Source organism: Sorangium sp. So ce1504 (genome assembly GCF_051521635.1).
In the GTDB taxonomy this organism is placed as follows: domain Bacteria; phylum Myxococcota_A; class Polyangia; order Polyangiales; family Polyangiaceae; genus Sorangium; species Sorangium cellulosum_B.
The window spans coordinates 4346512-4360287 of record NZ_CP150365.1; the positions used below are offsets into that span (position 1 = coordinate 4346512).

Annotated in this window: 9 protein-coding genes; 4 read left to right on the forward strand and 5 right to left on the reverse strand. The window is 71.4% G+C overall.

What is annotated here, in order from left to right:
• Positions 1-227 precede the first annotated feature (227 nt).
• Complete coding sequence (locus tag WMF39_RS16425) at positions 228-3062, forward strand: protein kinase domain-containing protein (RefSeq protein ID WP_437746435.1); 2835 nt, start codon at positions 228-230, stop codon at positions 3060-3062.
• A 65-nt stretch (positions 3063-3127) separates the two neighbouring features.
• Complete coding sequence (locus WMF39_RS16430) at positions 3128-4633, forward strand: MATE family efflux transporter (RefSeq protein WP_437746436.1); 1506 nt, start codon at positions 3128-3130, stop codon at positions 4631-4633.
• Positions 4634-4651: 18 nt separating this feature from the next.
• On the opposite strand, the gene WMF39_RS16435 is transcribed toward WMF39_RS16430, so the two are convergent.
• From WMF39_RS16435 to WMF39_RS16455, 5 genes are all read right to left on the reverse strand, one after another.
• On the reverse strand, positions 4652-6721 hold the full coding sequence (locus WMF39_RS16435; RefSeq protein WP_437746437.1) for a bifunctional aldolase/short-chain dehydrogenase: 2070 nt from the start codon (positions 6719-6721) through the stop codon (positions 4652-4654).
• Positions 6722-6767: 46 nt separating this feature from the next.
• Positions 6768-8084, reverse strand: a complete 1317-nt coding sequence (gene ahcY / locus WMF39_RS16440; protein WP_437746438.1) for an adenosylhomocysteinase — start codon at positions 8082-8084, stop codon at positions 6768-6770.
• On the reverse strand, positions 8074-9186 hold the full coding sequence (locus tag WMF39_RS16445; protein WP_437746439.1) for an ArsR/SmtB family transcription factor: 1113 nt from the start codon (positions 9184-9186) through the stop codon (positions 8074-8076). Before WMF39_RS16445 ends, ahcY begins: the two co-directional genes overlap by 11 nt.
• 267 nt (positions 9187-9453) lie before the next feature.
• Positions 9454-10749 carry a M16 family metallopeptidase gene (locus tag WMF39_RS16450; protein WP_437746440.1) on the reverse strand — a complete coding sequence of 432 codons (1296 nt, stop codon included), beginning with the start codon at positions 10747-10749 and terminating at the stop codon, positions 9454-9456.
• Positions 10746-12575, reverse strand: coding sequence for a peptidylprolyl isomerase (locus WMF39_RS16455; protein WP_437746441.1), 1830 nt, complete (start codon positions 12573-12575; stop codon positions 10746-10748). The genes WMF39_RS16450 and WMF39_RS16455 overlap by 4 nt, the downstream gene beginning before the upstream one ends.
• Positions 12576-12704: 129 nt before the next feature.
• Between WMF39_RS16455 and WMF39_RS16460 the strand changes: the two genes are divergently transcribed.
• Positions 12705-13214, forward strand: a complete 510-nt coding sequence (locus WMF39_RS16460) for a hypothetical protein (protein ID WP_272098187.1) — start codon at positions 12705-12707, stop codon at positions 13212-13214.
• A gap of 123 nt (positions 13215-13337) precedes the next feature.
• Positions 13338-13721, forward strand: coding sequence for a PilZ domain-containing protein (locus tag WMF39_RS16465; RefSeq protein ID WP_437746442.1), 384 nt, complete (start codon positions 13338-13340; stop codon positions 13719-13721).
• Positions 13722-13776: the final 55 nt, after the last annotated feature.

Below are 13776 nucleotides of genomic sequence, written 5' to 3' on the forward strand. Positions count from 1 at the left end.
GCACTTCGGGGTCTTCCTGGACGGATCCCGACGCTTCTCCAGGGTACCGCCCGGAGGACGCCACTTGTCGACAGGGTGTGGATAACCCTGTGGATAAGTTGGAGATCCCCTGTGTCGAAACGGTGGTTCGAGCGGCCCGCGCCAGCAGGAGCACGGCCGGTTTCCGCGTCGCGCAGCGGTTCGCGTGAACTTGGCCCACCTTGTCCTACATCCGGTAGGTTCGCTTCATGGCGAACTCCTCCGCGACCGTGCCTCGCCCGGTTCCTCCGCCCTCGCACGAGCCCACCAAGAGCGGCTTCGCTGCGGACGATGTTCCCCGGCCGCTCGGCCGTTACGTGCTCCTGCGACGCATCGCTCGGGGAGGCATGGGGGAGGTGTTCCTCGCCTCCACGACCGGGCTGGAAGGGGCGGAGCGCCCCGTCGTCGTGAAGATCATCCGCCGCGAGCACGCGTCCGATCCGAGCTACATCGCCCGCTTCCTGGACGAAGCGCGGGTGCAGGCGCAGCTCCAGCACTCCGGTGTCGCGCAGGTCATCGAGGCGGACGTCGACCCCGCGACGGGGGAGCCTTACGCGGTGGTCGAGCACGTCGAGGGCCGGAGCCTCGGCGAGCTCCGGGCCCGCGCGGTGCAGCTCGGGCACCGCTTCGACTGGGCGGAGGCGGTCGCGATCGCGACGATGATCGCCGAGGCGCTCGCCCACGTGCACGAGCGCAGGGACCCGTCGGGCGCCGCGCTCGCCATCGTCCACCGCGATCTGTCGCCGCAGAACGTGATGCTCGGCTTCGCGGGCGACGTGAAGATCATCGATTTCGGCACCGCCCGCGGGCAGAACCGGCGCTGCCACACGGTCGCGGGCGTCGTCTTCGCGAAGCCGGGCTACGTCGCGCCGGAGGTCGCCAACGGCGACCCGGGCGACGCGCGGGTCGATCTCTATGCGCTCGGGATCATGCTCTGGGAGCTGTGCGCGGGGCGCCGGTTCCTCCAGGGCGACGCGCAGACGCACATGGCCGCGGTCGCGCGCAACCAGAACGACCCGCCGCCGATCGCGCTGTCGCTCGGGGCCCCGTCGGCGCTCGACGCCGCCATCGGGCGGCTCACGGCCTTCGACCGCGAGGCCCGGTACCCGTCGAGCCGCGCCGCCGCGCGCGACCTCGCCGCGCTCCTCGGGGCGGCGGTCGCCCTGCCCGGCGGCGAGCGCGGCGTGCGCGCGCGGGCAGCGCACCTGATGCAGCGCCTGTTCCCTGGCGAGCCGGGGCGCTCGCGCGGCGAGTTCGCGGCCCTCGTCGCCGCCGCCAAGGCCCATCGCGCCACGGCCGTGACGCCGGTGAGCCCGCGCGCCGAGGCCATGGCCTCCGCCGAGCGCGTGGACGACGGCACGCTGCCCGGGACGCGCTACCGGCTGCTGCGCGAGATCGGGACGGGCGCGAGCAGCACCGTCCACGAGGCGGAGCACGTCGATCTGGGGCGCCGCGTGGCGCTCAAGGTCGTCTCGGCGGAGCACTCGGCGACCGACGTGATCGCGAGCCGTTTCCGCCGCGAGGCCCGCGTCCTCTCGCGCCTCTCCCACGAGCACCTCGTGAAGGTCCACGATTTCGGCATGGCCGCGGACGGCCGGCTGTTCTGCGCCATGGACCTCCTGGAGGGCGAGACGCTCGACGCCCTGCTCGTCCGCGGCGGCGCGATCGACTGGAGGGACGCGCTCGCGATGGCCGCCAAGGTGCTGAGCGCGCTCGAGCTCGCGCACGCCGAGGGGCTCGTCCACCGGGACATCAAGCCCGAGAACCTCTTCATGACGCGCCCGCGCGGCGCCGAGGGGGCGCTCTCCCTCGCGGACGCCGGCCTGAAGCTGCTCGATTTCGGGCTCGCGAAGCGCCTCTCCGAGGATCGCGGCGAGGCCGACGGCGTCGCGGACGAGACGGGCGCCGGCGAAGGGCCGGCCCGGGCCGCGGTCGCGATCGTCGGGACGCCCGAGTACATGGCCCCCGAGCAGGCCGCGTCGGGGCGCATCGACGGGCGCGCCGACCTCTACGCGCTCGGCTGCGTCCTCTACGAGATGCTCACGGGGCGCCTGCCGTTCGTCGAGCAGAGCCTCGTCGCGCTGATCGACGCGAAGATCAAGGGCAGCCCCGAGCGCCTCCGCGAGCGCGCGCCGACCCGGCAGATCCCGACCTTCGTCGACGATCTGGTGATGCGCGCGCTGGCCCGTCACCCGAGCGTCCGCTTCCAGAGCGCCGCCGAGATGCGAACGGCCATCCTGGAGGCGCTGGGGCGACCTGCTCGCGCGCGCACCCGCCGCCGCGCGCTGGGGTTCGCCGCGGTCGCCGCCGCGATGACGCTCGCGGGCGTGCTGGTCGTCGGCAAGGGGCGCGAGCTGGTGGCCCGTGTCCCCGCGGTCGCTGCGCTCGTCGGCGCTGCGGGCGAGGCGGCCGCGACGTCGGGTGATGCGGCGCAGCCCGCCGCGCCGGCGATCGCCGCGGAGGCGCCGGCGGCAGCCGCGGAGGCGCCGGCGGCAGCCGCGGAGGCGCCGGCGGCAGCCGCGGAGGCGCCGGCGGGCGGCGCGCTCGCGGCAGCTTCCTACGCGCCGGCGTCCGTCGCGGCAGCTCTCGCAGCGGCCAGCGCGGCAGGGCAGGGGAGCGCCACGCCTTCGGCCCTCGCGGCTGTGCCCGCCGCCGGCTCCGATTCCGCCGCGCCCCGAGAGGGAGCCGCGCAGCCTGCGGCGGTCGTGTCGCCTGCGCAGGCCGCCATCGCGAAGAGCGACGCGGCGAAGCCGCCTGCGAGGGACGAGTCCGCCCGGCGCTCCGCGGCGATGACCGCGCGCGCGCCGGCGCCGAAGGCCGCCAAACCTGCGGCGCGCGGCGCGGCGGATCGCGCCTCCCGCGAGGTCGCGAAGCGCGAGCCGAAGGCGCGCGAGCGATCGTCCTCGTCCGTGGCGCGCGAGTCGGCCGCGCCGACACCCGCGCGTGGCGAGGCTGACACTGCGGCGAAAGAGGCGCACGAGGATCGCAGCGAAGCGAAGCGGCGCCGTCACAAGCGGCGGTCCCGGGTCGCGAAAGCGGAGTAGCCGCGCGCCGCGCGGCGCATTTCGCTCGCGCATGGGCTGCGGCGTTGTATACCGCGCAGCCTGCGATGGCTCAGATCGCCTTGTCCGCGCCGGGTTCGAACGCCGTTACTTCGGGCCCACCCCATCGCGCCATCCTGCGGCTCGCGCTGCCGACCGTGGCGGCGATGCTCACCCAGAGCATCGTCAACGAGGTCGACATCGTCTTCTTCGCGCACCTGCCGTGCCCCGAGTCCTCGAACGCGCACGCGGCGCTCTTGCCGTCGCTGATCGTCCTGTGGCTGTTCGGCGGCTCGCTCAGCGCGATCTCGGTCGGCACGCAGGCGTTCACGGCGCGCCGCTTCGCCGAGAATCGCCCCGGGGACGCTGGCGCGGTCCTCGCCAACGCCCTGTTCTTCGCGATCGTCGCCGGCGTCGTGTTCTCCGCGATCGGGTACCTGACGATGCCGTACATCCTGTCCGTCATCATCAAGGTGCCGGACGCGCGGCAGGCGGCGCTCGATTACCTCGGCTGGCGCCTGCTCGGCGTGACGTCGATGGCGGCGACGTTCGCGCTGAAGGCGTTCTTCGACGGGATCGGCAAGACGCACATCCACCTGGTCTCGGCCCTCGCGATGAACGGGCTGAACATCGTGCTCTGCATCCTGCTCATCTTCGGCAACGCCTCGCTCGGCATCCCGAAGTACGGCATCGCCGGCGCGGGCATGGCCGGCTTCATCTCGACCTACGTCGGCCTCGCGATCATGCTCGCGTACGCGCTCCTGCCGGAGTACCGGCGCCGCTACCGCCCGTTCGCCACGAGCAAGCTGTCGGCCCCGCTCGTCTGGTCCATCCTCAGGCTGTCGATCCCGAGCGCCGTCGCGACCGTCGCGATCATGACGGGCTTCGCCCTCTTCTACGCGATCGCCAGCAAGCTCGACCAGGTCGCGCCGGCGGGCGTGGTCTCGCCGCTCTGTCCCGGCGGCCGCGCGGAGCCGGTGTACGGCGCAGCGACCACGGTGATCGTCGGGATCCTGAAGCTCACGTTCACCGCCTGCCTCGCCTTCGGCACGTCGACGGCGACGCTGGTCGCGCAGTCGCTCGGCGAGAAGGACGGCGACAAGGCCGCGCGCTTCGGCTGGACCAGCGTCCGGCTGGGGCTCGCGATCTTCGGCGTCGTCGGCCTGCTCGAGGCGATCTTCGCGCCGCAGATCCTCGCGTTCGCCAGCAGCAGCGAGCTCGTCCAGGCCGCGGCGCTCCGGCCGCTCCAGATCATGGGCATCTGCACGCCGCTCGTCGCGGTCGGCATGATCCTCACGCAGGCGCTCTTCGGCGCGGGCAACACGATGTTCGTGATGGTCGTGGAGCTCATCCTGCACTTCACCTGCCTCGTGCCGCTGGCGTGGCTGCTCGGCATCACGCTCGGCTTCGGCCTGATGGGCATCTGGGGCGCCGGCGTCGTCTACGTGGTCCTCCTCGCCGCGACCATGGTGTGGAAGTTCCGCTCCGGGGACTGGAAGAAGATCCATCTCGACGCCCAGAGGCCCCTCGACGGAGCCGCGCTCGGCGAGGGCGGCGGCGGGGCGAGCGCGTAGGGCTCTGAGCCGACCGGCTCAGCGGGGGAAAGCGGCGGCGTTCCCGCCGTCGACGGTCACGACGCAGCCCGTCGTGGCCTCGGCGGTCGCGAGATAGAGGAACGCCTGCGCCACGTCCGCCGCGGTGGTCTCGCGCCGGAGCAGGTTGTCGCGGAAGTAGTCGTCGACCGAGACGTTGCGGGCGCGGGCGCGCGCCTCCAGCAAGCCGGCGCCGAAGAGCGCGGTGCGGATCCGGTCGGCGTTCACGGCGTTGGACCGGATGCCCTGAGGTCCGAGGTCCACCGCGTACTGGCGCATCAGCGAGACGAGCGCCGCCTTGGCGACGCCGTAGGGACCGAAATCGGGCCCCTGGTTGAACGCGCTCTTCGACGCGTTGAACAGGATCGCGCCGCCTGAGCCCTGCGCGAGCAGCACCCGCGCCGCCGCGCGGGCGACGTTCTGGTGGCCGAGAAGGTTCAGCTCGAGCGACGCGCACAGGGCCTCGTGCCCCTCGGACGTGTGGAGGGATCCAGAGAACGCGCGGCCGGCGTTCGACACGACGACGTCGACGCCGCCGAAGTGCGCCGCGCTCTGCGCGAACGCGCGGTGCACGCTCGCCTCGCTGCGCACGTCGCAGGCGACCTTCATGCAGCGGCCGCGGTAGCGGCCCCCGAGCTCGGCGGCGGCCTTCTCGAGCGACTCCTCGTCGCGATCGGCCAGCACCACGTGCGCCCCCGCGGCGAGGAACGCCGCCGCCGTCGCGTGGCCGATCCCCGAGGCGGCGCCCGTGATCAGCGCGATCCGCCGATCGAGCGGGCCCCGCTGCCCTGCGCCGAGCTTCAGCTTCGCCTGCTCGAGGCTCCAGTACTCCATGTCGAAGAGATCGAGCTCCGGGACCGGCTGGTACCCGCCGAGCGCCTCGGCGGCCTCGATCACGGAGACGGTATGGGCGTAGACGTCCGCGACGATCTCCGCCTCGGCGCGGGAGCCGCCCACGCACAGCGCGCCCGCCCCGGGGAACAGCAGCACCCGCGGGAACGGATCGAGCTCGTCGCGGACGACGCCCCGCGCCGCGCAGGAGCGGCGGAAGTACTCGTGGTACTCGTCCACGTACCTCGCGATGGCCTGCTCGACGGTCGCGCGGAAGCGCGCCGTGTCGGTGATGTCGTGGCCGTGGATGATGAGCGGCCGCGCCTTGGTGCGGATGACGTGATCCGGCGTGGCGCAGCCGATCTGCGAGACCCTGGCCAGATCGTCGCGCGCGCAGAACGCGAGCAGCTCCAGGCCGGTGCGGAGCGTGCAGACCCAGGGGCGCCCCGACACGCGGGCGAGCGCTCCGCGGACGACCGGCCCGATGGCGGCCCGGAGGTCCGGATCCGCCACGACCGTGGGGTGCGAGACGATCACGCTGCGCTCGGCGATGTAGTGCTCGGCGCGCGTCACGGCGTCGATCATGCGCGTGTAGCTCTCCTCGGCGGTGTCTCCCCACGTGAAGACGCCGTGCTTGTCGAGGATCATCAGCGACGGGAGCGCCCCTTGCGCGAGGCGCTCCCGGACGAGCTCTGCGACGCGACGGGCGAGCGCGAAGCCCGGCATGACGTACGGCACGAAGAGCGCGCCGTCCCCGTAGATCGCCTGGACGACCTCGGCCGAGCCGGGCTGATCGATGACCGCGAGCACGGCGTCCGCGTGCGTGTGATCGACGAACTTCGCGGGGATGATCGCGTGCAGCAGCGCCTCGACCGACGGCGTCGGGCTCGCCGGATCCAGCATCTGGCCGCGCAGCAGCGCGACCATCTGCTCGTCGGTCATCGCCTCCAGCGTGCAAGCGCGCTGGAGCGGCGCGAGGCGGCACGCCGGGAAGCCGCGCGGCTCGATGGTCGCGAGGTCCCACCCGCTGCCCTTGATGAAGAGCACGTCGACGCGATCGCCGAGCAGGTCGACGGCCGTGCTCTTGACGCTCGTGTTCCCGCCGCCGTGGAGGACGAGCGACGGATCGGCGCCGAGCAGGCGGGAGGTGTAGACGCGGAGGGCGAGATCCTCGCCCCAGGTCGAGGCGTAGGTGTCGAGGGTGCGCTGGGCTTCGTCCTTGCTGTGGCGAGGATCCATCGATCGGCCGCCTACCCCAGCGGCGGAGGCGCCGAAAGCCCGCCGCTCAGTAGCGGTAGTTCTCGGCCTTGAAGGGGCCCTCGGCGGGGACGCCCAGGTACTTCGCCTGCTCCGTCGTGAGCTGGGTCAGCTCGACCCCGAGCTTCGGCAGGTGCAGCGCCGCGACCTTCTCGTCGAGCTTCTTCGGCAGCAGGTGGACGCCGATCGTGTGCTTCTCGGTCCACAGGGCGATCTGCGCGAGGACCTGGTTGGAGAACGAGGTCGACATCACGAACGACGGGTGGCCGGTGGCGCACCCGAGGTTCACGAGCCGGCCGCGTGCGAGGACGATCAGCCGCTTGCCGTCCGGGAAGATGAAGTGATCGACCTGCGGCTTGATGTTCTCCTCCTTGATCTCCGGGTTCTTCTCGAGCCACGCGATCTGGATCTCCGAGTCGAAGTGCCCGATGTTGCAGAGGATCGCCTCGTCCTTCATCGCGATCATGTGCTCCGCCCGGACGACGTCGGCGCAGCCGGTCGCCGTGACGAAGATGTCGCCGACCGGGGCGACGGTCTCGAGGCGCTTCACCTCGTAGCCCTCCATCGCCGCCTGCAGCGCGCAGATCGGGTCGATCTCGGTGATGATCACGCGCGCCCCCAGGCCGCGCAGCGACTGCGCGCACCCCTTGCCGACGTCGCCGTAGCCGCACACGACGGCGACCTTGCCGGCGAACATCACGTCGGTGGCCCGCTTGATCCCGTCGCCCAGCGACTCGCGGCAACCGTAGAGGTTGTCGAACTTGCTCTTGGTCACCGAGTCGTTGACGTTGATCGCGGGCACCTTCAGCTTGCCGGCGCGGTGCATCTCGTAGAGCCGGTGCACGCCGGTCGTCGTCTCCTCGGAGAGCCCGCGGATCGGGTCGGCGCCGGTGAAGAGCTCCGGGTGCTTCTCGTGGGCGACGATCGTGAGATCGCCGCCGTCGTCGAGGATCATGTTGGGCCCCTTGCCGCCCTTGAAGGCGTAGAGCTGCTGCTCGATGCACCAGTCGTACTCCTCGAGGGTCTCGCCCTTCCACGCGAAGACCGGGATGCCGGCCGCCGCGATGGCCGCCGCCGCGTGGTCCTGCGTCGAGTAGATGTTGCAGCTCGTCCAGGTGACCTCCGCGCCGAGCGCCACCAGCGTCTCGATCAGCACCGCGGTCTGGATCGTCATGTGGAGGCAGCCGGCGATGCGCGCGCCCTTGAGCGGCTGCGTCGGGCCGTACTCCGCCCTGAGCGCCATCAGCCCGGGCATCTCCTTCTCGGCGATGCGGATCTCCTTGCGACCCCAGTCCGCGAGCGTGATGTCGGCGACCTTGTAGGAGAGCTTCTTCTCAGCAGTCATGGTGTCCCTTTGCCTTTTCGGTGAATGCGCTTGAGCGCGCGCCGCGCCAGCCGACGAGCAGCTGCCAAACCAGGTGTCGATCCGGGCCTTCGCCCTGCCATGCGGACGGCAGCCGCCGGAGCTCGACGCCGGAGAGCCCGGCCTCCTCGGCGAGGCCCCGGAGGTCGCCCGGCGAGAAGCCGAGCCAGATGTCCGCCTCCTGCTCCCGGAGGGCCTGATCGTGGTGCGCCTCGTAATCGAGCACGCACACCGCGCCCCCGCGGGCGTGAGCGCCGTCGCCGCGGCCGGGCGCGACCGGGCGCGCGAGCTCGACGAGCGCGCGCATCGCCTTCGCCGGCTGAGGCGCGTGGTGCAGCACGCGCGCCGCGAAGACAACGTCGGCGCCCCCGGAGAGGGCCTCGCCGGCCTCCGGAGGATCGCCGCCGAGCGCGCGCGCCACGGCCCGGATCACCTCGGGCCCGTCGATCTCGCCGCACACCAGCTCGACGTTCTCGAGGCTGCGCCGCCGCAGGCGCTCCCCGGCGAGCTGCAGCTGCGCGCTCGCGCGATCGAGCGCGACGACGCGATCGAAGACGGGCGACAACACCTCGAGCAGCGCCCCGTCGCCGGTGCCCGCGTCGACCGCCAGCCGCCGATGGGGCAGGAGCGGCGCGAGCGCCGCGAGGTAGGCGGCGAGCTCGGCCGGCGGCCCCGAGCGCAACGGCCGCCCGCCGCGCGCGAAGAACTCGCGCGTCTCGGCGTCGCGCGCGGCCAGCACCTCCTCGATGCGCGCGAGCGTCCCGTCCGCCGCGCAGGCGCGCTGGCCCGCGCGCACCGCGTCGTCGATCACGGGATCGATCGTGGCCCGCGGATCCAGGCGGAGCAGCGTCCACGTCCCCTGGCGCCTGGCGAGCAGGATCCCCGCCTCGCGGAGCGCGGCCGCGTGGCGCGAGATCTTCGGCTGGCCCTCGCGGAGCAGCTCGGCCAGCTCTCCGACGGCGAGCTCCTCCGCCGCGGCCAGGCCGAGGAGCCGCACCCGCACCGGATCCGCCAGCAGCCGGTACAGCTCGCACCGCGCGACCGCCTCCTCCGGTTGAGCCGGCGTCTCTGCGACCGAGACCATGGATCATCTATATGTGTTGATGCGCATTAATGCAAATAGTATGAACAAGGCCCTGAACGCGCTCGATTTGCCTCGAAAGCCCGGCTGACATGTGTGCCCGGGCACTCCCGGCTCGCGCGGCGGGGCAGGCTCCCGTGCAGCGAGCAGCCGTGTCCAGCGATGGGCACGGGGGGCGGCCTTCAACGGCCGCCTCCTTCCGGGGCTCCTTCCGCATTCCTCTGCGATCGTCGCTGTCGTGGTGCGCCGCGGCGCCTGGCTCGCGCTGCGTCAACCGAACGAGCGGACGGCCTTCTCCAGCTTCGCCTCTTCCGAGGAGCGGAGCAGGCCCACGGCCACCACGGTGAGGCGCTCTGGCCGGAACAGCATGCGCGCGGCGTCGCGCACATCGGCGACGCTGACGCGCGCGAGCTCCTCGTGCCGCGCCTCCGGGGTGCGCGTGATGTCGGCGAGCGCGGCGAGCCCATGGAAGCCGGCGGTCGCGTCGGCGTCGTCGAGCATCGCCTCCACCGACCAGAGGTGGCGGTCCCGCGCCTTGGCGAGCTCGTCCTCGCGCGGGCCGACCTCGGCGAGCTCGCGGAGCAGCGCGAAGATCTCCCGGACCACCACGGTCGCGCGGTCGTGCTGGACGCCCGCGGCGATGTCGACGACCCCGTCGTCCTCGTAGGCCTCGAACATCCCCGACACGTCGTAGCAGAGGCCCAGCCGATCGCAGATCCGCTCGTACAGCCGCGTCGACATGCCGTCGTCGAGGACGCGGAGCAGCATCTCCACGGCGGGCTCGCGCGGATCGCGCTCGCTCACGCCCCGGAACGCGATCCGCAGATCGGTCTGGCTCGACTGGTTCTCGATGAAGCGGAACCTCGGCTTCTTCTGCCCGTTGGGCGGCGGCGCGGCGGGCACCTGCTCGCCGCGCGGCATGGCGCCGAAGTGCCGCTCGGCGACCCGCGCGCACGCCTCGGGATCGAGCCGCCCCGCAAGGCAGAGCACCGCGTTCGCCGTCGTGTAGTGCCGGGCGTGGTGGGCGCGCAGCATCGGCTCGTCGAAGCGATCGAGCGCCTCGATGTCGCCCGTGATCGTGAACCCGAGCGGGTGTCGCTCGTACATGAGCGCGCGCGCGTTGTTGTCCGCGTCGATGTCGCGCCCCTCGTCGTCGAGGTCCTCGAGGATCTCCTCGCGCACGATGCCGCGCTCGACCTCGATCGCGGTGAAGCGAGGCGACGTGGCCACCTCGCCGAGCAGGGCGAGCACCGGCTCCAGGTTCGTCGGCGGCACGGAGATGCTCATCACGCCGTGGTCGACGTGGGTCGCCGCGTAGAGCGTCCCTCCGAGGCGCTCGAAGGCGAGCGCCTGCGCGTGCGCGGTCGGCAGCGTCGGCGTCCCCCGGAACACCATGTGCTCCAGGAAGTGGGAGATCCCGTTGTTCTGCTGGCTCTCGAACCGCGAGCCGACGCGCAGGTAGAGCGAGGCGACCGCCCGGTGGACGTGCGGTTGCGGGACGAGGACGACCTTGAGGCCGTTCGAGAGGACGACGTCGCGCGCGTCACGCAGCGGGAGCGACGTCATTCCCCCTCGTCTTCGAGCGGCAGCGGCGGCTCGCCGGAGCCATCCTCGGCTGGCTTGGACTCCTTCAGGAGGTTCTGGTCGTACTTCACCTCGCTGCCGATCGTCGACTTCAGCCGGCGCACGTACCCGATGAGCGCGTCGTTCTGCTTCGCGGCGCGCATCGCCGACGTGTAGAACTCGCGATCCTTGTCCCACTGCTCCTGGCTCGCAGAGGTCTTCTCCTTGAGCTGGATCACCGCATAACCGTTCGCCAGCGCCACGACGTCCTTGGGCAGGTCGCCCGGCTTGTCGAGCTGGAAGGCGATGCGCGCGGCCTCGGTGCTGTCCTTCGCGTCCGCGACGGGTGAGCCGGAGACGTTGAACGGCAGGCTCGTCTCGACGGTGGGCCGGTTCGGGTGCGTCGCGATCGTGTAGGGAGCTCGCGCCTCCCCGGCCTCGGCCTGGCCACCCTCCTTCGCGCCCGCGTCCTTGTTGCCGTCGTGCTTCGCTGCGGCGGCCCCGCCGCCCGCCTTTGCGCCCGGCGCGGCGGCACCCTCCTTCGCGCTTGCCTTCTCCTTCGAATTCGCCGGCGTGAGCTGGGCCATGTACGCGGCGAGCGCGTCCTCCAGCGACTTGCCGCCCGCTGCGGCGGCGAGCACCTGCTTCGCGGCCTCGGCCGCGAGCCGCTCCGACTCGTGGGCGATGTAGAAGTCGCGCGCCGTCTCCTGTCGGCCGATCTTCTCGGCCTCGGCGTCCTTCGCGATCTGTTCGAGCTTGATCACGTGGAAGCCGTCCTCGGTCTCGATGAGGTCCGACACATCGCCCGCCTTCATCTCGAAGAGCTTGTCCTCGACAGGCTTGCTCAGGCGCCCCTTGGCCACGCATCCGAGCTCGCCGCCGCGCGCCGCGCTCGGGTCGTCGCTCGCGCTGCGGGCCACGTCGGCGAAGCTCTCGCCCTTCTTGAGGCGCTGGACCGCGCCCTCGATCCGCGCCTTCGCGGCCGCCTTGCCCGCCTCCGGCCCCTGCTCGGCCTCCTCGGGCTTCACCTCGACCACGAGGACTCGGGCGACGCGGCACTCGGGCTGATACTGCGCCTTCCGCCCCTCCCAGGCCTTGTCGAGCTCTTCTTTGTTGTTGTCGGCCCAGGCCTGGATCGCCTTCTCCGACGTGTCCACGATGAGATCGCTGTAGAAGCGCCGGTCGAAGCGCACATAGGCGAGCGTCCTGGTGGATTTCTCGCGCGAGAACTGCTCGAACGCCTCATTCTCGCCGACCCGGACCCGCGCCCGGATGAGCTCGCGCATCCGCGCGGCGATGAGCTCCTTCCGCTGGTAATCGCGGAAGTCCGTGGGGCTCATCTTCGTGATGTTCCGGATTTGCTTCTCGTACTGCTTGTTGTCGAATTTCTTCGTTTGCCGGTTGCGGACGTCCAGGTAGCGAGTGAGGTCTTCCCGGAGGCTGAGGGCGTAACCGACCTGGCGGATCTTGTCTGCCGGGAGCGAGACATGCACCCTGCCAGCCACGAGCTCGTTCGTGAGCTCGTCGTCCGAGACGCTGATCCCGAGGCGCTTCGCGTCCTCGTTGAGGAGCCACCGCTCGTAGAGCCCCTCCGCCGTGAGCCGCCGGTAACCCATCGCCCGGAGGCGGTTTTCGTCGACGCTCCGCATCGCGAGCAGGTTCTTCGACGCGTTGAAGTCGATCGAGGAGATGCAGCTGCCTCGGACCTCGACCGCACAGGTGCTCCCGGCCGACTGCACGGGCCCCGTGCTCGGGCGGAACTGGACGATGAAGACGACGGCGATCGCGATGATGATGGCGGCGCCGAAGATTTGGCTCAGTCTGTTCACGAAGGGCTCGCTCCCGGGGCGTGCGCCGCTCGCTCTTCGAGCGGCCTCCCGCCTTGGCCTGGCGCGGCATAGCACGGCGTCGACGGCGTGTCTTTACGGCGGTCGGGAGCGGGGCTAGGGGCACATGCCATGGCAAGCTCGAAGTCACAGCTCCCTGATTGCGGCCTCTACCTGACGACAAAGCCGCTCCCCGGACACGAGGACAAGGTGCCTGCTGGCACCCTCGTCTCCTTCCACAACCACTCGGACAACGGTCTGCCGACGGTCACGACGCCCGACCACAACGTCCACAACCGCTGGCACTTCCACGGTCCTGCCGTCGCGTTCCGGGGCACGACGTGGGCAGACTCCCTGCAGCGCCTCCCCGCCGAAGGGTTCTACACGCTTCGCAAGGAGCTCGCGTTCGACGGCGGCAACTGGCCGAAGGGCACGCTCGTGCAGCTCGGTTACACGCAGGCGGGCATGCCTATCCTGTTCATCGCCCGTGTGCGTTCGCGGCTTCAGGAGAACGACCTCTTCTTCTCCGACAAGGGCGTAGGCATCAAGCGCGAGCAGCTGTCCCTGCTCGAGCCCGTCTCCGTCTTCGAGGAGCCGAGCGACGGCTCCGGCCACCAGCCCGACCACGCCGACGCGCACTGAGCGGCCGCCGTAGGGGGCGCAGCCTCGTGCACCGCGCAGGACGCAGCTCCCGTCCATGCTGAATATCGACCGGAGCCCACAATTCTGTCCCCCGGGCACGGCGTGTGCTTGTAATTTTCTTTCGTGATTCGACGCAGAACCCTCACACCCCCGTCACTCCAGATTCCACCCGAGCTCCTGGCCAACCGTCGCAGGAGCCCACGCCGCGAGCTGAGCGAACGGGTACGCCTGGAGACCGGCGAGCGCGCCGTCGCCGGCTGGACGCTGAACGTGAGCGTCGGCGGGCTCAGGGTGGTGATAGAAAATTCACTCGATCCCGGTACCGAGCTGACGGTCTGGCTCGACGGCAGAAGCCCACGTCCGGGTAGGATAATGTGGGTCCAGGACGAGCCCGATGGATCGATCGTCGGGGTGTGTTTCCTCGATGGTCTGGAGAATCGGGAGGGCATCAACGGTCTGGGGGGCCTGGAAGGAGGCCCCTCGAGATCGCCGCGATCGAGCTCCTGAGCCCACAGGAGCGCGCCGGCGCGCCAGAGCGCCACACGTGGTCGGCGCTGTCGGC